The organism is Streptomyces sp. NBC_00154, assembly GCF_026342835.1.
GTDB lineage: Bacteria > Actinomycetota > Actinomycetes > Streptomycetales > Streptomycetaceae > Streptomyces.
The window spans coordinates 757782-776026 of record NZ_JAPEMI010000001.1; the positions used below are offsets into that span (position 1 = coordinate 757782).

The following is an 18245-nucleotide window of genomic DNA, read 5'->3' on the forward strand; positions in this document are numbered from 1 at the left end:
ACACCGAGAGGACCGATGTTGACAGGACCGGGCGACGTCCTAGGTGCGGGGCACTCTTTCGGGGAAGATCTGGCCGGGTCGGTCCCAAGTGCCCCCAGCACCCGGATCAGAAGTGGAAGAGTCATATCTATGCAGGTCTGGCCGGGACAGGCGTATCCCCTCGGTGCCACGTACGACGGCGTCGGCACCAACTTCGCGGTCTTCTCGGAGGCCGCCGACAGAATCGAGTTGTGCCTGCTGCACGACGACGGTTCCGAGACGGCGGTGGAGCTGAGAGAGACCGATGCCTTCGTCCGCCATGCCTATCTGCCCGGGGTGATGCCCGGGCAGCGGTACGGGTTCCGGGTGCACGGACCGTACGAGCCTCAGCACGGGACCCGCTGCAACTCGGCGAAGCTGCTGCTCGATCCGTACGCGCGGGCGGTCTCCGGACAGATCCGGTGGGGCGAGGCGGTGTACGGCTATCCGTTCGGCCGCCCCGACGCACGCAACGACCTCGACTCCGCGCCGCACACCATGACGTCGGTGGTGGTCAACCCGTACTTCGACTGGGGCGACGACCGACGGCCCCGTACGGACTACCACCGCACGGTGATCTACGAGGCCCATGTGAAGGGCCTGACCATGCTCCATCCGGGACTGCCGAAGGAGCTGCGCGGCACCTACGCGGCGCTGGCCCACCCGGAGGTCATCGCACATCTGACGGAGCTCGGTGTCACGGCGATCGAGCTGATGCCGGTGCACCAGTTCGTCCAGGACCACCGGCTGGCGGACGCGGGGCTCGCCAATTACTGGGGCTACAACACCATCGGCTTCTTCGCCCCGCACAACGCGTACGCCTCCCGCGGCGACCGCGGTGAACAGGTGAGCGAGTTCAAGCAGGCGGTACGGGCGCTGCACCAGGCGGGTATCGAGGTCATCCTCGACGTCGTCTACAACCACACCGCGGAGGGCAACCATCTGGGGCCGACGCTGTCGTTCCGGGGACTGGACAACGCCTCGTACTACCGGCTGGCGGACGACCAGCGGTACTACATGGACACCACAGGCACCGGCAACTCGCTGCTGATGCGGTCGCCGCACGTGCTCCAGCTGATCATGGACTCGCTGCGGTACTGGGTGACCGAGATGCATGTGGACGGCTTCCGCTTCGATCTGGCGGCCACGCTGGCCCGGCAGTTCCACGAGGTGGACCGGCTGTCGTCGTTCTTCGACCTGGTGCAGCAGGACCCGGTGGTCAGCCAGGTGAAGCTGATCGCCGAGCCGTGGGACGTGGGTGAGGGCGGCTACCAGGTGGGGAACTTCCCGCCGCTGTGGACCGAGTGGAACGGCAAGTACCGGGACACCGTGCGCGACCTGTGGCGCGGCGAGCCGCGGACCCTCGCCGAGTTCGCGGGGCGGCTGACCGGCTCCTCGGACCTCTACCAGGACGACGGCCGACGGCCGCTCGCCTCGATCAACTTCACCACCTGCCACGACGGGTTCACCCTGCACGACCTGGTCTCGTACAACGACAAGCACAACGACGCCAACGGTGAGGCCAACCGGGACGGCGAGAGCCACAACCGGTCGTGGAACTGCGGCGTGGAGGGCGAGACTGACCAGCCGGAGGTGCTGGGGCTGCGCGAGCGGCAGATGCGGAACTTCATCGCCACGCTGATGGTGTCGCAGGGGGTGCCGATGCTGAGTCACGGCGACGAGTTCGCACGCACGCAGCGCGGCAACAACAACGCGTACTGCCAGGACAACGAGCTGTCGTGGGTGCACTGGCCGGAGCCGCGCAAGGCCGGCGCCCAGGACGGGGACGGGACCGGGGACGGGGCCGAGGACGACGGCGGGGCGGGCTCCGTCTCCGCCAGCACCCTGCTGGAGTTCACCCGGGCGATGGTCTGGCTCCGTCGCGACCACCCGGTCTTCCGGCGTCGCCGGTTCTTCCACGGGCGGCCGGTGGAGGGCACGCACGACGAACTCTCCGACATCGCCTGGTTCACGCCCGAAGGCAGTGAGATGAAACAGCGGGACTGGCAGGCGGCGCACGCCAAGGCGCTGACGGTCTTTCTGAACGGGCACGCGATCTCGGAGCCGGGGCCGCGCGGTGAGCGGATCTCCGACGACTCGTTCCTGCTGATGTTCAACGCGAGCGCCGACACGCTGGAGTTCGCCGTTCCGGTGAACCATGGGCGGCAGTGGTCGATCGTGGTCGACACGGCCAGCCCGGACGGGGTACGGCCGGGGGCGGGGCCGAAGGTGGCGGCGGGCGAGCGGGTGACGTTGGTGGGGCGGAGCATGGCGGTGCTGCAGCGTCCGGCTTAGGGCCTTTCTCCTTCCGATGCGGCATGATCCGAACGAGAGCCCCTGGGGGGATGAGAGAGCGGTGACGGGGGCACCCGGGCCGCTCCGTGATGACCGCTCATCCGGATGGATGGGGCGGGTGCGGTGTCACAGTCGGCGTCAGGCTGGGTACGTACGTTCGTATGACGCCTACCGCCACGTACCGGCTTCAGCTCCAGCCCGACTTCCCGTTCTCGGCCGCCGGGCACGCGGTGCCGTATCTCGCCGCGCTCGGCGTCTCCCATCTGCATCTGTCCCCGGTTCTCGAAGCCGTGCCCGGCTCCACACACGGCTATGACGTCGTCGACCACAGCCGTGTCCGGGCCGAGCTCGGCGGTGAGGAGGGGCTGCGGCAGCTGGCTCGCACGGCGCGGGAGCACGGGCTCGGGCTGGTGCTGGACATCGTGCCGAACCATATGGCCGCTGCTCCCCGGCACAACCGCGCGCTGTGGGAGGTCCTGCGCGAGGGCCCCGGGTCCCCCTACGCCCGCTGGTTCGACATCGACTGGGCGGCGGGCGGCGGCAAGGTGCTGCTGCCGGTGCTCGGCGGCCGGATCAACGACGAGAGGGACCGGTTCCGGGTCGACGGGGAGGTGCTGCACTACGGCGAGCAGGAGTTCCCGCTCCGGGCCGGCACCGCCGGTATGCCGCTGACGAAGCTGCTGGATGCGCAGCACTACCGGCTCGGCTGGTGGCGGCTGGCCCGTACCGAGCTGAACTACCGGCGGTTCTTCACCATCTCCGACCTCATCGGGGTGCGGGTCGAGGACCCCGAGGTCTTCGCCGCCACCCATGACAAGATCCTCGAACTGGTCCGGGACGGTGTGGTCGACGGGCTGCGCGTCGACCATCCGGACGGACTCGCCGATCCCGCCGCCTATCTGGAGCGGCTCGGCGAGGCGACCGGTGGCCGGTGGACGGTCGTGGAGAAGATCCTCACCGGCGCCGAGCCGCTGCCGGCGGGCTGGGCCGTCGCCGGGACGACCGGGTACGACTCCCTGCACCGGGTCGACGGGCTGTTCATCGATCCGGTGGGCGCCGCCGAGCTGGCCGGCAGGTACCGGGAGTTCGCGAGTCCGGCCGGGGACCGCGGCGGCTACTGGGCGGCGACGGTCCGCCGGGCCGCGTACCGAGTGGTGACGCATGAGCTGGCCGCCGAGACCGAACACCTGACCAGGCTCGCCGTACGCATCTGCGCCGAGGACCCCGCGCTGCGCGACCACGCCCCCTGGGCGCTGCACACCGCCGTGCGCGAACTGCTCGTCCGGGTTCCGGTCTACCGTCCGTACGTCACCGCCGGCGGGCCCTGCACGGCGGCGGCGGAGGCGACGCTGCCGGACACGGCCGTACGGGAGGCCAGAGCGGTGTTCTCCGTGCCGCAGGAGGCGACGGCCGTCGATGTGGTGCGGGATCTGGCGCTCGGGCGGCTCGGTGACGGGCCGGACCGGGCGGCGTTCTGCGCGCGGTTCGCGCAGACCGCGTCCGCGCTGCGGGCCAAGTCGGTCGAGGACACGGCGTTCTACCGGTACGCGCCACTGATCTCGGCGACCGAGGTGGGCGGTGATCCCGGGTCCCCGGCGGTGGCCCCGGAGGAGTTCCATGCGTTCTCTGCCCGGCTGGCGCGCGACTGGCCCGCCACCGGTACGGCGCTGACGACCCATGACACCAAGCGCAGTGCGGATGTGCGGGCCCGCATCGCGGTGCTGTCGGAGTGCCCGGAGCAGTGGTCGGAGCTGCTGGCGGAGCTCGGGCGGGCGGCGCCGACGGCGACCGCACCCGATCCGCAGCTGGCCTGGCAGGCCTGGCAGACGGCGTTCGGCTGCGCGGGGCTGCCGGTCGCGGAAAGAGCGGGCAGGCTCGAACCCGCACTGCTCAAGGCGGTTCGGGAGGCGGGACTTTTCACCAGCTGGACCGAGCCCGATCCGGTGTACGAGCGTGCGGTGACGGATTTCGTCGCGGCGGGACCGGCCGCCGGCACCGGCCCGGCGCGGGCGGTGCTGGAGCGGTTCGCGGCCGCGCTCGAACCGTTCGCACGGGCCAACATCGCCGGCGCGGCGCTGGTGCAGCTGACGATGCCGGGGGTGCCGGACCTGTACCAGGGGACGGAGCTGGAGTACGCCGCCCTGGTCGACCCGGACAACCGGCAACCGTTCCGGCGGCCGCCCGAGGACGGGCCCGTCAGTGAGAAGGCCGCGCTCACGGTGGCGGCGCTCCGGCTGCGGCGCGAGCGGCCGGAGCTTTTCGGCGAATCGGGAACGTACACCCCGCTGACCGCGAAGGGTCCGGCGGCCGCGCACTGTCTGGCCTTCTGCCGCTCGGGCGAGGTGGTCACGGCAGTGACCCGGCTGTCGCTGCGGCTGGCCGGGGCGGGCGGCTGGCGCGGGACGGAGCTGACGCTGCCGGACGACGGCACGTGGACCGATCTGCTGACGCCGGGCCGGGAGTTCTCCAGGGGTGCGGTCGCGGTGGCCGAACTGTTCGCCGAGCGGCCGGTGGCACTCCTCAGCCGGGCCGGACGAGAAGGATCCGCGGACCGCGGGTGATCAGGCCGGTGCCGGCCGGGCGGAACCCGTCCGCCCAGCGGAGCCGGGGCATGGCGTTGAGCAGGGCGCCCAGTCCCTGCTCGGCCTCCAGCCGGCCGAGCAGGACGGCCGGGCAGGACTCCGGTCCGGCCGTGGACGTGCCCTGGTCACGGCGGAAGGGGTCGAAGAGGTCGGGTGAGGCGTACCGCTCCGGGTCGCGGCCCGCCGCACCGATCAGACAGGCGACGGGTGCACCGGCGGGGAGCGTGCCGCCGCTGACCCGGACCTCGGCGACGGTGCGGCGCAGCACGAACTGCACGGGAGGGTCGCGGCGCAGCGATTCGGTCCAGGCACGGTGGGTGAGGGCGGGTTCGACCCGCAGGGCGGCCAGGAGGTCGGGGTCGTCCAGCACATTGGCGAGGAAAGAGGCGAGCGCGGTTTCGCGGAGGCCGGTCTGCCGGGTGCAGGGGGCTGTTGCGGCGTTGCGGGGAAGCGGGCCCAGGTCCGGGTACGCACCGGCGCCGACGGGTAGCCAGCGGCAGAACTCCTCGACGAGGTCCGCCTGTTGCCGCCCGGCGATGCGGCGGGCGAGGACGTAGGCGGTCCGCTCGACGCGCTCGGTGAGGTGACGGGGGGCGGTCGCTGCCGCCCTCGCGATGTCCTGCGGCCGGGGCTGGCAGAGCATGCTGCCGTGGCAGAGCCCGCGCGGCGCGGGTCCGCCGCGGGGTGCCCCGTCGTGCGGGAAGCCGGTGAACCGCGGGTCGGTGAGGGCGGTGGTCACATCGGCGTGCCGGCTGAGCAGCCAGGCGCCGAGGAGTGCGTCGTAGCTGAGCGGGTACTCCTCGCGCAGCACGCGGTAGAGCCGGTACGGATCGTGCGCGGCGCCGGGGGCGAGGAGGCTCGGGCCGGTGCCGGGCCGGGCGGCGCGGCGGCCGCGGCCCGCTGCGGGCACGGGCGTGGGCACGGGTATGCCGTCGGGGGCATCAGCCGGCATCCGTACCCCCTGGATCGGTGCGCCGCGGTACGGCGCGGATGAATTCAGGGGACCATCGCGGCGTACTCACTGCAGTGGCGGTGCGGCCATTCGGGTGAAGGAGGGGCCGGGAGCGGTTACCGACCGTGCCCCCATCCGCAATGGTGGGAGCCGGCTTTCGCCGGGTGCACCCAGCCCGCCCGCAGCAGCTCCGTGAACGAGGAAGGAGTACCGATGTGCGGCCCGCGAGGCGGTCGTCGAACGGGATCACCAAGACGATCAACGCCGGACGCGGCCTCCACCAACAGGCCTGATCCGCGGCTGCCCCGTCGACGTCAGACCGGACGCCCGGGAATCCCCGGGGACTCGGGCGGCTTGAGTACGGGCGCGGAGAGCCGGAAGGTGATCCGGCCGAAGCTCACCTGGTCCCCGTCGCGCACCGACACCGCCCCGGTCACCCGCTGCCCGTTCACACACGTACCGTTGGTCGAGCCGAGGTCGCGCAGGATCCATCGGCCGCCCTGCACCGTGAGTTCGGCGTGCATCCGCGAGACGGTCTCGTGGGTGAGCCGCAGTCCGTTCGCCGGGTCGCGCCCGATGAGCACGGGGTACGGGGTGGGCGCGGGCAGCAGCAGCTTCGGCAGCCGCTCGGCCTGCCAGGCCCTGCGCACCCGGGCTGGGAACCCGGAGACCGCGCCCACCACCTGGAACAGCCCTCGTGTCCAACGGCCTTCGGTCCGCAGGTCGGCGGTGAGTGCCTCCAGCTCCTCCGAGCGGTGGGCGGACAGGGCCAGTTCCATGCGCCGCATGAACGTGTCATGGGACAGCTTGCCCTGGGCCGCGCCTTCTCTGAGCACACCGAGAACACGGTCGCGCTGGGCGTCGGAGACCCGCGCGGGATACGTGTGGAACTCGAAGGAGGACGTCACAGGACCGATTGTCGGGCCGACCGCCCCGGAGTGTCCAGAAGAAGCCTGCTTTCCGCCCGCCTGACCTGCGCGGAACGGCTGCGTGGAACGCCCGTGCCGAAAAAGTCGGGGGCGGTGTCCGGTGAACGTTGGTACTGTCTGCCGCCGCGTGCCGTGAGCGCCGAATGGCCGGCACGCCTCAAACAGATGTGGAGACTTGGTGACCCCTGCACCACTGGAGCTGACCGTCCGTCCGCTCACCGGGCCCGACGAACTCGGGCTCTTCCGCCGCCTGTCGTACGTCCTCGACCACGAACTGGCCGACGACCTCGCCGCAGGGCGCCGCCGCCCGGAGTGGCTGTGGGTGGCGCTGCGCGGCGACCGGGTGGTGGCGCGGGCCGGCTGGTGGAGCCAGGGCGGAGACGTACCGCTGGCGCTCGACTTCTTCGACGTCGACGACGCGCTGCCCGAGCCCGAGCGGACCGAGACAGGTCTGCGGCTGCTGGAGGCGGCGACGGCGGCCGTCGTTCCCGCCGGGGTCACGCGGCCGGAGTACGGACGTTTCGTACCGCCGGACTGGCACGAGGACCCGGTGGCCCGCGACATCGTCGAGGCCCGGATCCGGGTGATGGAGCGCACCGGTGCGCGGATGCTGGTCGAGCGGCTGCGCCTGGAGTGGCGGGCGGGTACGCCGGTCCCGGCCGACACCGGCCGGCTGCGCTTCCGTCCGGTGGCCGGGCGCGAGGATCTGCTCGCGCTGATGACCCCGGTGATGGAGGGCACCCTCGACGCACACGGTCAGGAGGACCTCGCGTCGGGGCTGTCCGCGCGCAAGGCGGCGGAGAAGCACTACGACGAGGAGCTCGCGGAGTACACCACCCCGCGGGAGTGGTGGCGGATCGCCGAACTCCCCGGCGGTGAGCCGGTCGGGTTCGTGATCCCGGCTCGCAACAGCTACAACCCGATCATCGCGTACATCGGTGTGGTGCCGGCGCAGCGCGGTCGCGGCCATATCGACGAGCTGCTCGCCGAGGGCACCCGGGTGCTCGCCGCGCAGGACGGCGTGGAGCGGATCCGGGCCGCGACGGACCTCGGCAATGTGCCGATGGCGAAGTCGTTCGAGCGCCTGGGGTACGTCAACTTCGAGCGCGCGTTCAACATGATCTGGGACCCGGCATAAATCGGTGGACCGTGCGCCGCGGCGCCGGTTACGTTGGTCACCCGCCCGAGGATCGAGGAAGGAGGCGAGAACAGTGCGTACCAGTACCACTTCATTCCCGCGCTCCCGTCCCGTTCGCCGGGCGGTTTCGGTTTCGGTCTGACCGGGAGCGCATCGCTTCTTCCGGAGGACTTTTTCCATGACCGATCTGGTCGTTCGCGCGCTCACCGAGAGCGACGCACATCTTTTCCACACCCTGCAGGACCCCGGTCTCGTCGGCCGCGCCGCCTTCGGCCACAGCTATGCCACGGTGGGCGAGGGCGGCGAGTACCGCCCCGAGTGGACCTGGATCGCGCTGCGCGACGGTGTCGTCGTGGCCAGGGCGGCCTGGTGGTCGGGGCCCGACGACACCGAGCCGGTGCTCCTCAACTGGTTCGACTTCGCCGACGGCGAGGACGAGGCGGGCAGCGAACTGCTGCGCCGTGCGGCGCTGTACGCCGAGTACGAGCTGATGCTGCCCGCCGACTGGCGGGAGCGGCCCGATGTCACGGCCGCCGCCGGGGCGAGGATCGCCGCCGCGCGCGCGGCCGGTATGGAGCCGCTGGTGGAGCGGTACCGGTACGAGTGGACGCCGGAGTGCGGGCTGCCCGAGCGGCCCGGGCGGCTCACGTTCCGCCCGGAGCCGGACGACACAGTGATCCTCGATGTGTTGCGCCGGGTCCACTCCGTCACGCTGGACGCGCACGCCCGGCGGGCCATCGAGGGCCCCGGCGGACTGGAGCAGGCGGCCCAGGAGGAGCTCGACTTCTTCCACTGGTGCCCCTCGCCGCGCTCCTGGTGGCAGCTGGCGTACACCCCCGACGGCGAGGTGGCCGGCATCCATGTGCCGGCCCGTAACCCGGGCGGTCCGTGCATCGGCTTCATCGGCGTCGTACCCGAACAGCGCGGCCACGGCTACGGGTACGACCTGCTCGTCGAGTGCACGCACTTCCTGGCGGCCGAGGGCGCCGAGTTCATCGCGGGCGCCACCGACCTGGGTAATGCGCCGATGGCGGCCGCGTTCGCCCGGGCCGGCCATCGGCTCATACAGGAACGCATCCATCTGGTGTGAGGTCCGGGGTGAGTTCCGCCAGCCAGTCGAGGCGGAGCTGCTGCGCGGCGGGGATGGTCGCATCCTCGCCGCGCGGCCCCACATTGAGCAGCAGGTTGCCGCCCGCGGCCGCCGTCCCGGTCACCAGCGCGGTCAGCGCGGTGCGGCTGAGGAAGGCGTCGGGCGGCGAGTTGCGGTTGTAGCCGAAGCTGTGGTCGATGCCCCGGGTGATCTCGTACGGGTCCGGCCCGATGTAGCGGGCGAATTCGGGTGTACGGAAGTCGTAGTACGGGGGCTTGCGCGGCACGAAGCCCTCGCCCTGTGCGATCGTGCGGCGCTCCCACCGGTTGTACAGGGGCTTGGCGCCGGGCAGTCGCAACGCGCTCCACAGCGGTGCGCGGGGGAACAGCCGGTCGTTGACGACGCCGTTCGGGACGGTGAAGCGGTAGTACTCGATGAGCCGCTGCACATCGGCGCGCGACCCCGGCCAGGCGATGTCGTTCCACAGGATGTCGGGCCGGTAGCGGCGGATCAGTTCGCGCATCTGGGCGGCGGCGTACGCGGGGTAGCTGCCGCGCGGCACGGCAGAGACCATGTCCGCACCGGTGCCGATGGGCCGGTCGTCGAAGGTCCAGTCGAGTCCGCCGGAGTAGTAGACCCCGAACCGCAGGCCCTCGGCCCGGGCCGCTTCGGCGAACTCGCCGACCACATCGCGAGTGGTGTGCCAGCCGGTCCGGTGCGGGTTGCGGACCTCGGACGGCCAGAGACAGAAGCCGTCGTGGTGCTTGGTGACGAGGACGGCGTAGCGGGCGCCCGCGGCGCGGAAGCTGCGAGCCCAGGCCGCCGGGTCCCAGCCCTCCATGGCGTCGTTGAAGTCCTGGCCGAAGGCGGTGTACGGGCGGGTCCCGTAGGTCGCCCGGTGATGGGCGGAGACGGGGCTGCCGGGGAAGCGGAGCGCGTTCTCGTACCACTCGGCGTACGACGTCCAGCCGAGCGGCGTACGGCGGCCCGCAAGGGGCAATCGGTCCGCGGGAACGTACGGCGGGGCCCAGCCCGGTACGGACGCGGGTGTCCAGTGCACAAAGATCCCCAGCTGGGCCCGGGACCACCACGAAGCAACCATGGCGCGAAGTATTGATCACTCAGGGGGGCGTTCGTAAGATCCGGGCACCTCCGGGGCACCTCCGACCGTGATGGCTACGCGCACGACCGAGCTGATGGCGAGCGGCCGATGACCGTGGACGACACCCGAACGGAACCGCAGTCCCGCGTCGGCGGCGGCTGGATCAGTGGTCTGGTGCTGGCCAACCTGGGCCTGTACATGGCTTTCCTCACCCCGATCCAGGTACTGCTCGCCGAGCAGATCGACGATCTGACGACGTCCGGCAAAGAGGTGTCGCTCGGCTGGGCGACCGGTGTCGGGGCGTTGGTCGCGGTGGTCGCCAACCCGGTCGCCGGTGCGCTGTCGGACCGGACCGGCGGGAGGTTCGGGCGCCGTCACCCGTGGATCGTGGGCGGGGCGCTGGTGGGTGCGGTCGGTCTGGTGGTCACGGCGGCGCAGACCACCGTGGTCGGGGTGGCCCTCGGCTGGTGTCTGGCGCAGCTGGGGCTGAACGCGATGCTGGCGGGCACGAACGCGGTGGTGCCGGACCAGGTGCCGGTGCGGCAGCGGGCGGCGGTGTCCGGGTTCATCGGGATACCGCAGACACTGGGACTGGTCCTCGGCGTGCTCCTGGTGTCGGTGGTGGTGACCGGAATCGCCTCGGGGTATCTGATGCTGGCGGGTCTGGTGGTCCTGTGTGCGGTGCCGTTCGTGCTGCTGACCCGCGATCCGGCGGTGCCCGGGATTCCGGGGCCGGCGGTGCGGCTGAAGGACTTCTGGGTGAGTCCGCGGCTGCATCCGGACTTCGGCTGGGCGTGGCTGACCCGGTTCCTCGTCCAGCTGGGCAATGCGATCGGCACGCTGTATCTGCTGTATTTCCTCAAGGACGCGGTGCATTACCCGGACCCGGACATGGGTGTGCTGTATCTGACGCTGCTCTACACCGGCGGTGTGGTGCTGACGGCGGTGGCGGGCGGCATCGTCTCGGACCGGCTGGGCAAGCGGAAGATGATGGTCAGCGTCTGTTCGATGGTGATGGCGGTGGGTTCGCTGCTGCTGACGTTCTGGCACACCTGGCCGGCGGCGATGGGCGCGGCGGTGCTGCTCGGGCTCGGCTACGGGATCTATGTGGCGGTCGACCAGGCGCTGATCACCCAGGTCCTGCCGGCGGCCGAGGACCGGGCCAAGGACCTGGGGGTGATCAATGTCGCCAACTCGGCTCCCCAGGTGCTCGGTCCGGCGCTGGCCGCGCCGATGGTGGCGTACGCGGGTGGCTACGCGGGGCTGTACCTGGCGTCCACCGTGGTGACGGTGGTGGGCGGGGTGCTGGTGTGGCGGATCAGGTCAGTCCGCTGACTCCGCGGGCCGTGCGGCCTTCTGGCTGCGGATGACGTCGCGGTACCAGGCGTACGACTCCTTGGGGGTCCGGCGCAGCGTCTCGTAGTCGATGTGGACGAGGCCGAAGCGCTTGCTGGCGCCCTCGATCCACTCGACGTTGTCGGTCAGTGACCAGGTGAAGTAGCCGCGGACGTCGACGCCTGCGTCGATCGCGGTGCGCAGCGCGCCCAGGTGGCCTTCGAGGAAGGCGATCCGGCGGGTGTCGGTGACGGCCTCGTCGACGGCGCAGCCGTTCTCGGTGATGTACAGGGGAGGGAGCCGGTCGCCGTAGCGGGCCTGCAGCTGGACGAGGGTTTCGCGCAGTCCGTCGGGGACGACGGGCCAGCCGAAGTCGGTCTTTTCGTATCCCTCGATCTCCCGGATGCCGAAGGGGAGTTCGGCGGGCATCCCGAAGCCGGAGAACGTTTCGAGGGCGTCCGCCCTGGGGGCGCCGACGAGGGTGGGGTTGTAGTAGTTGACCCCGTACCAGTCGAGCGGGGTGGAGATGGTCCTGAGGTCGTCCTCGACCGGTCCGGGCATCAGCGCGGCGAAGTTCTCGTCGGGGTAGCGGCCGGTGAGGATCGGGTCGGCGAACATCCAGTTGGTGAGGGTGTCGTACAGCTCGGCGCCGAACCGGTCCTCCTCCGACTCCCCCGCGGTCCAGACGGGGGTGTGCGAGACGGCGACGCCGATCTCGGTGGCGCCGGCCGCCCGCAGCGCGCGGACGCCCAGACCGTGGGCGAGGAGCTGGTGGTGGGCGGCGGGCAGCGCGTCGAAGAGGAGCGTGCGGCCCGGGGCGTGCTCGCCCAACGCGTAGCCGAGCATGGTCACTTCAGCGGGTTCGTTGATGGTGATCCACATGGGTACGCGGTCGGCGAGCCGCTCGGCGACGATGCCCGCGTACTCGGCGAAGCGGTAGGCGGTGTCCCGGTTCAGCCAGCCGCCCGCCTCGTCGAGCGGCAGCGGGGTGTCCCAGTGGTAGAGGGTGGGGGCCGGGGTGATGCCGTGGGCACAGAGTTCGTCGACGAGCCGGTCGTAGAAGTCGAGCCCTGCCGGGTTGACGGCTCCGCTGCCGCCCGGCACCACGCGCGGCCAGCTGACGGAGAACCGGAAGGCGTCGGCGCCGAGGCCGGCCAGCAGGGCGACGTCCTCGCGGTAACGCTCGTGGAAGCCGGTGCCGCGGCTGGTGTCGGTGCCGTCCTTGATCCGTCCCGGCTGGGCGGCGAAGGCGTCCCAGCCCGAGGGGCCCTTGCCGTCGGCGTCGGCCGCTCCTTCGGTCTGGAAGGCGGAGGCGGAGGCTCCCCAGAGGAATCCCGGCGGGAACGTCGGCACAGTCATCTCGGCCTCCAGCAGCCGTACGTATGAGCAGAACCTGGCAGGGCAATGATCAGAACCAGACCTTAATCGCCAGTAATGGGCTCGATCCAGTGTCGCGGGCCGGTGATCGCGACTTCTGCCGACCATGGGGCCGAGGCGACGAGACGAGGAGCGATGCATGCTGTTCGAGGTATGGGCACCTGAGGCGGACTCGGTCGGCCTGCGACTGGCCGGCGCGCTGCGGCCGATGACGCGTGACGGAGTACGAACGGGCTGGTGGACGGCCGATGCGGAGGCCGCGGACGGCGACCGGTACGGCTTCGTCCTCGACGACGGCCCCGTGCTGCCCGACCCGCGTTCGCGCCGCCAGCCCGACGGCCCGGACGGCGAGAGCGCCGTCGTCGACCAGGAGGCGTACCCCTGGCGCGCCGCGTGGACGGGGCGCGGGCTACCGGGCGCCGTCCTGTACGAGCTGCACATCGGTACGTACACCGGGGAGGGCACCTTCGACGCCGCCGCGGCGCGCCTGCCGCACCTCGCCGAGCTGGGCATCACACATGTGTCCCTGATGCCCGTCTGCCCGTTCCCCGGCACTCACGGGTGGGGGTACGAGGGGGTGTCGCTGTGGGCCGTGCACGAACCGTACGGCGGCCCGGAGGGACTGAAGCGCTTTGTCGACACGGCGCACGGGCTCGGTCTCGCGGTGGTCCTCGACGTGGTCCACAACCACCTGGGCCCGTCCGGCAACTACCTCCCGGCGTTCGGCCCGTACTTCACCGAGACCCATCACACGCCGTGGGGCGCCGCGGTCAACCTCGACGCCGCCGGCTCGGACGAGGTCCGCGCGTATCTGCTCGGCAGTGCGCTCGGCTGGCTGCGCGACTACCGGCTCGACGGGCTGCGGCTCGACGCCGTCCACGCACTCGCCGACACCCGGGCCCTCACCTTCCTGGAGGAGCTGTCCACGGCGGTCGACGCACTCGCCGCGGAACTCAGCCGTCCGCTGACCCTGATCGCCGAGTCCGACCTCTGTGACCCGCGCACCACGACGCCGCGCGCGGAGGGCGGGATCGGTCTGCACGCCCAGTGGAACGACGACTTCCACCACGCCCTGCACACGGCCCTGACCGGCGAGTCCCAGGGCTACTACGCCGACTTCGCCACCGCCCCGCTGGCCGCCCTCGCCAAGACCGCGACCAGCGCCTTCTTCCACAACGGCACGTACTCCGGCTTCCGCGGCCGCACGCACGGCCGCCCCGTCGACACCGTCCGCACCCCGGCCACCCGCTTCGTCGGCTATGCGCAGACCCATGACCAGATCGGCAACCGGGCGCTCGGCGACCGGCTCTCCGCCACGCTCTCCCCCGGTCTGCTGGCCTGCGCGGCGGCACTGGTACTGACCGGCCCGTTCACCCCGATGCTGTTCATGGGAGAGGAGTGGGGTGCCCGCACACCCTGGCAGTTCTTCACCGACCACACCGATCCGGCGCTCGCCGAGGCGGTACGCAACGGCAGGCGGCGGGAGTTCGCGGCGCACGGCTGGGCGGCGGACGACATCCCGGACCCGCAGGACCCGGCCACCCGCAACCGCTCCTGCCTGGACTGGACCGAACCGGAACGCGAACCGCATGCCCGCCTCCACGCCTGGTACCGCGAACTGATCGCGCTGCGCCGCACCGTGCCCGATCTGTCGGATCCGGATCTGGCCGCGGTGAAGACCGCCCACGACGAGCAGGGACGCTGGCTGGCGTACCGCAGGGGCGACCTGCGGATCGCGGTCAACCTCGACGAGAAGCCGGCCACGATCCCGCTCGGCGGTGGACGGAACCGGACCGGCATGGGCAGGGTGCTGGCGGCCTGGGAACCGGTGGCGGCGCCGGACGCGGACGGGCTGCTGCATCTGCCGCCGGAGTCGAGCGTGGTACTCGCCGACGACTGACGCGGCCCGCACCACGGGACACGGAACGAGACACGTGGGCCGTCGAGACGTCTTGCCTTCGTGTGCGCTCCACCTCGTACGGTCGGTGCCATGAAGCAGCGATTTCTCGGCAGGACCGGACTCCAGGTCAGCGAACTGTGCCTGGGCACCATGACGTTCACCAGGGCGGGCGACGAAGCGGCCGCCCACCACGTTCTCGACACCTTCACCGAGGCGGGCGGCACCTTCATCGACACCGCGGACATGTACGACCGCGGCGGCTCGGAGGAGGTGCTCGGCCGCTGGCTGAAGGGCCGCAACCGCGACGATCTCGTCATCGCGACCAAGGTGTGGGGTCAGATGGGCGACGGCGCGAACGACGGGGGGCTGAGCCGCAAGCACATCCTCTCCGCCGTCGAGGCAAGTCTGCGCCGCCTGAACACGGAGTACATCGACCTGTACCAGACCCATCTGTGGGACGCGACGACGCCGATCGAGGAGACCCTCGCCACGCTCGACACACTGGTGAAGGCCGGCAAGGTCCGCTATCTCGGCGCGAGCAATCTCGCCCCCTCCCAGCTCCAGAAGTCCCTGGACCTCGCGAGCCGGCGCGACTGGACGCCGTACGTGTGCCTCCAGCCGCTCTACAACCTGCTGCACCGCGAGGTGGAGTGGGAGCTGGCCCCGCTGAGCGTCCAGGAGGGCGTCGGAATCATCCCGTGGTCCCCGCTGGACGGCGGCTGGCTGTCCGGCAAGTACCGGCGCGGCATGACCGAGGCGCCCGCCGGCTCCCGCGCCGCCGTCCGGCAGGAGAACGGGAGCGACGACTGGCGGCTCCGGGACAACGAGGAGACCTGGGGCGTCGTGGACGCCGTCGTCGCCGTCGCCGAGGAGGCCGGCCGCACACCCGGCCCAGGTCGCGCTGCGCTGGCTGCTCGGACGGCCGGGGGTCACCGCCCCGATCATCGGGGCCCGTACGGTCGAGCAGCTGACCGACAATCTCGGCGCCGTGGGCTGGGAACTGACGGCAGAGCAGGCGGCGCGGCTCGACGGGGCGAGCGCGCGCCCGCTGCCGTATCCGTACGCGACCCTGGAGCGTCTCAGCAACCGCGGCGGCTCGTGAACTACTCGACGACTGCCATTTCGCGCGCGGTGGTGTTCAGCCGCCGCCCGCCGTCGTCGGTGACGGTCACGATGTCCTCGATGCGCACGCCGAACCGGCCCGGCAGATAGATCCCGGGCTCCACGGAGAAGCACATCCCGGGCACCAGCAGCTGCTCCTCGCCCTCGATCATGTACGGGGGTTCATGGGTGGTTACGCCGATGCCGTGGCCGGTGCGGTGGATGAAGCGCTCGCCGTAACCGAACTCGGTGATGACGGCGCGGGCCGCCCGGTCGATCTCCTGGCAGGCGATGCCGGGCCGGACGGCGCGGCAGCCGGCCTCCTGCGCCTCCCGCACGATGTCGTGCACCCGCTGCTCCTCGGCGGTGGGTTCGCCGACATGGACCGTGCGGGAGGTGTCGGAGCCGTAGCCGTGCTTGAGGCCGCCGAAGTCGAGCACCACCATGTCGCCGCGCTCGATGGTGCGGTCGCCCGCCTCGTGGTGCGGGTTGGCGCCGTTCGGGCCGGAGCCGACGACGGTGAAGTCGACCTGCGAGTGTCCGAACTGCTTGAGCAATGCGGCGAGATCGGCGGCGACGTCGGTCTCCTTGCGGCCGGAGAAGCGGACCTTCAGGATCTCCTCGTACGTGGCGTCCGCGGCGGCCCCCGCCGCGGCGAGCCGTTCCAGCTCGGCCGCGTCCTTGACCGCCCGCAGCATCGGCAGGGCCTCGGTGAGTGAGACGTACGAGGTGCCGGGGAGGAACTGCTGCAGCCCGAGCAGATGCATCGCCCAGGCGTTGTCGCTGATCCCGAACCGGCCGTCCGCGTCGAGCAGCGGGGCGGCCACGGCGTACGGGTCCTTGCCGTCGGTCCAGTCGCACAGGGTCAGGGCCGGGGAGCCGACCGCCCGCTCGGCGTCCGGCGCCTCCAGGGTGGGGACGACGAGCACCGGGTCCTCGCCCGCCCTGAGGACGAGGAGAGTGAGGCGTTCGGTGTTCACGGGCCGGTAGCCGGTGAGGTGGACGAGGTCCGGGCCCGGTGCGACGAGGACGCCTGCGAGCCCGGCTTCGGCGGCGGACTCGGCGGCCCGCGCCATCCTCGCCCGATAGTCGTCGGCGGTGAACGGCACGGGCTGGTTCGGGCTGGACATGCGGAACCTCCTGGCGAAGCGATACGGCACACAGCATCCTGCCCGGCGGCGGGGACGGGCGCGAGTGCGGGTCAGACGGCGGGGCGCAGACGCACGACGAGGTCGGCGCGGTCCCGGCCACGGTCGACGAGCCGGGCATTGGTCTCGTCCGACTCGGCGACCCAGCGCTCGGCGTACGGCCGGGGCTTGCCGAACCGCACATGGCGGTCGACGAGTCGGCGGACCCTGACGTCCGGGTCGAGATCCAGGAACCAGACCTCGTCGAGCAGCCGGCGCACCGGCGCCCACGGCCCGTCGTCATGGAGGAGGTAGTTGCCCTCGGTGACGACGAGCGGGATGTCCGGGGGGACGGGAATGGCCCCGGCGATCGGCTCCTCCAGGGCTCGGTCGAAGACGGGGGCGTAGACGGGCCCCTGATCCCCGGGCGTGCGCAGGCGTCGGAGCAGGGCGGCGTATCCGGCGGCGTCGAAGGTGTCGGGGGCGCCCTTGCGACCGGCGCGGCCGAGGCGGTCCAGTTCGGCCTGCGCGAGATGGAAGCCGTCCATCGGGACGAGGACGGCGAGCCCGCCGAGCCCGCCGACCAGCCGCTCGGCGAGCGTGGACTTCCCGGCGCCGGGCGGCCCCGCGATGCCGAGGATGCGGCGGCGGCCGGGGACGGCGAGCCGGCGGGCGCGGGCCGACAGTTCACCGACGTCACTCGTCTGCATGCGGCGCATTGTTCCGGCACGAGCGGCACCCTCGGTAGTGTTACGTATAACTGACCCACGTACCCTCGAGGAACCGCCATGTCACACATCGCCCTGGTCACCCTGGTCGTCCGCGACTACGACGAGGCCATCTCCTTCTACACGGACGCCCTCGGCTTCGAGCTCCTGGAGGACACCGACCGCGGGGACGGCTCCCGCTGGGTCGTCGTCCGGCCGCGCGGCGCGGCGGAGGGGACGGGGCTGCTGCTGGCCCGCGCGAAGGACGACGACCAGCAAAGCCGCGTCGGCACACAGACCGGCGGCCGGGTCGGCTTCTTCCTGCACACCGAGGACTTCGCGGCCGACCATGCGCGGATGCAGGCAGCCGGAGTGCGCTTCCTGGAGGAGCCGCGCCACGAACCGTACGGCTCGGTCGCGGTCTTCGAGGACCTGTACGGCAACCGCTGGGACCTGCTGCAGCCCGCGTGAGCCGGCCTGGAGGACGATGTCGCTCGTGCCGGTGCGGCGACAGAAGGACGGGCGACCGCCACCCCGGGAGGTGTTGCTGCCGCCCGCGGACTCCGGCGACATGGGATCGAGCCCTTGCGAG

Annotated in this window: 13 protein-coding genes and 1 pseudogene; 8 read left to right on the forward strand and 6 right to left on the reverse strand. The window is 71.6% G+C overall.

Annotated features, from left to right (window positions below; all coding sequences use genetic code 11):
• Positions 1 to 129 precede the first annotated feature (129 nt).
• The gene (glgX, locus tag OHA03_RS03395; RefSeq protein WP_267000568.1) at positions 130 to 2313 is read left to right on the forward strand and encodes a glycogen debranching protein GlgX; all 2184 of its coding nucleotides are present in this window, start codon (positions 130 to 132) and stop codon (positions 2311 to 2313) included.
• A 161-nt stretch (positions 2314 to 2474) separates the two neighbouring features.
• The gene (gene treY, locus OHA03_RS03400; RefSeq protein WP_267000570.1) at positions 2475 to 4874 is read left to right on the forward strand and encodes a malto-oligosyltrehalose synthase; all 2400 of its coding nucleotides are present in this window, start codon (positions 2475 to 2477) and stop codon (positions 4872 to 4874) included.
• Here the strand turns inward: treY and OHA03_RS03405 are convergent.
• Together OHA03_RS03405 and OHA03_RS03410 are read right to left on the reverse strand one after the other, a co-directional pair.
• Complete coding sequence (locus OHA03_RS03405; RefSeq protein WP_267000572.1) at positions 4834 to 5847, reverse strand: cytochrome P450; 1014 nt, start codon at positions 5845 to 5847, stop codon at positions 4834 to 4836. The two genes, treY and OHA03_RS03405, sit on opposite strands and share 41 nt — an antisense overlap.
• Positions 5848 to 6161: 314 nt before the next feature.
• Positions 6162 to 6755: a DUF1707 and FHA domain-containing protein gene (locus OHA03_RS03410; RefSeq protein WP_267000574.1), complete on the reverse strand. Its 594-nt coding sequence runs from the start codon at positions 6753 to 6755 to the stop codon at positions 6162 to 6164.
• A 199-nt stretch (positions 6756 to 6954) separates the two neighbouring features.
• Between OHA03_RS03410 and OHA03_RS03415 the strand changes: the two genes are divergently transcribed.
• Positions 6955 to 7914, forward strand: coding sequence for a GNAT family N-acetyltransferase (locus tag OHA03_RS03415; protein WP_267000576.1), 960 nt, complete (start codon positions 6955 to 6957; stop codon positions 7912 to 7914).
• Positions 7915 to 8092: 178 nt separating this feature from the next.
• Positions 8093 to 9004, forward strand: a complete 912-nt coding sequence (locus tag OHA03_RS03420) for a GNAT family N-acetyltransferase (protein WP_267000578.1) — start codon at positions 8093 to 8095, stop codon at positions 9002 to 9004.
• Here the strand turns inward: OHA03_RS03420 and OHA03_RS03425 are convergent.
• Complete coding sequence (locus OHA03_RS03425; protein ID WP_267000579.1) at positions 8976 to 10106, reverse strand: alpha-L-fucosidase; 1131 nt, start codon at positions 10104 to 10106, stop codon at positions 8976 to 8978. The two genes, OHA03_RS03420 and OHA03_RS03425, sit on opposite strands and share 29 nt — an antisense overlap.
• Before the next feature lie 108 nt (positions 10107 to 10214).
• Here OHA03_RS03425 and OHA03_RS03430 point away from each other — a divergent pair, with 108 nt between their 5' ends.
• The gene (locus tag OHA03_RS03430) at positions 10215 to 11441 is read left to right on the forward strand and encodes an MFS transporter (RefSeq protein WP_267000580.1); all 1227 of its coding nucleotides are present in this window, start codon (positions 10215 to 10217) and stop codon (positions 11439 to 11441) included.
• Here OHA03_RS03430 and OHA03_RS03435 read toward each other — a convergent pair.
• On the reverse strand, positions 11430 to 12800 hold the full coding sequence (locus OHA03_RS03435) for a GH1 family beta-glucosidase (RefSeq protein ID WP_267000582.1): 1371 nt from the start codon (positions 12798 to 12800) through the stop codon (positions 11430 to 11432). The two genes, OHA03_RS03430 and OHA03_RS03435, sit on opposite strands and share 12 nt — an antisense overlap.
• 157 nt (positions 12801 to 12957) lie before the next feature.
• Here OHA03_RS03435 and treZ point away from each other — a divergent pair, with 157 nt between their 5' ends.
• Both treZ and OHA03_RS03445 read left to right on the forward strand, forming a co-directional pair.
• Positions 12958 to 14718 carry a malto-oligosyltrehalose trehalohydrolase gene (gene treZ, locus OHA03_RS03440; protein WP_267000584.1) on the forward strand — a complete coding sequence of 587 codons (1761 nt, stop codon included), beginning with the start codon at positions 12958 to 12960 and terminating at the stop codon, positions 14716 to 14718.
• A 90-nt stretch (positions 14719 to 14808) separates the two neighbouring features.
• Positions 14809 to 15820, forward strand: a pseudogene (locus tag OHA03_RS03445) (aldo/keto reductase).
• A gap of 1 nt (position 15821) precedes the next feature.
• Here OHA03_RS03445 and OHA03_RS03450 read toward each other — a convergent pair.
• Together OHA03_RS03450 and OHA03_RS03455 are read right to left on the reverse strand one after the other, a co-directional pair.
• A complete protein-coding gene (locus tag OHA03_RS03450; protein ID WP_267000586.1) occupies positions 15822 to 16949 on the reverse strand; it encodes an aminopeptidase P family protein in 1128 nt (375 codons plus the stop codon).
• Positions 16950 to 17020: 71 nt separating this feature from the next.
• Entirely contained in the window at positions 17021 to 17656 is a 636-nt protein-coding gene (locus OHA03_RS03455) for a nucleoside/nucleotide kinase family protein (RefSeq protein ID WP_267000588.1), read from the reverse strand.
• Between the two features lie 78 nt (positions 17657 to 17734).
• Here OHA03_RS03455 and OHA03_RS03460 point away from each other — a divergent pair, with 78 nt between their 5' ends.
• The gene (locus tag OHA03_RS03460; protein ID WP_267000590.1) at positions 17735 to 18124 is read left to right on the forward strand and encodes a VOC family protein; all 390 of its coding nucleotides are present in this window, start codon (positions 17735 to 17737) and stop codon (positions 18122 to 18124) included.
• Positions 18125 to 18245 lie beyond the last annotated feature (121 nt).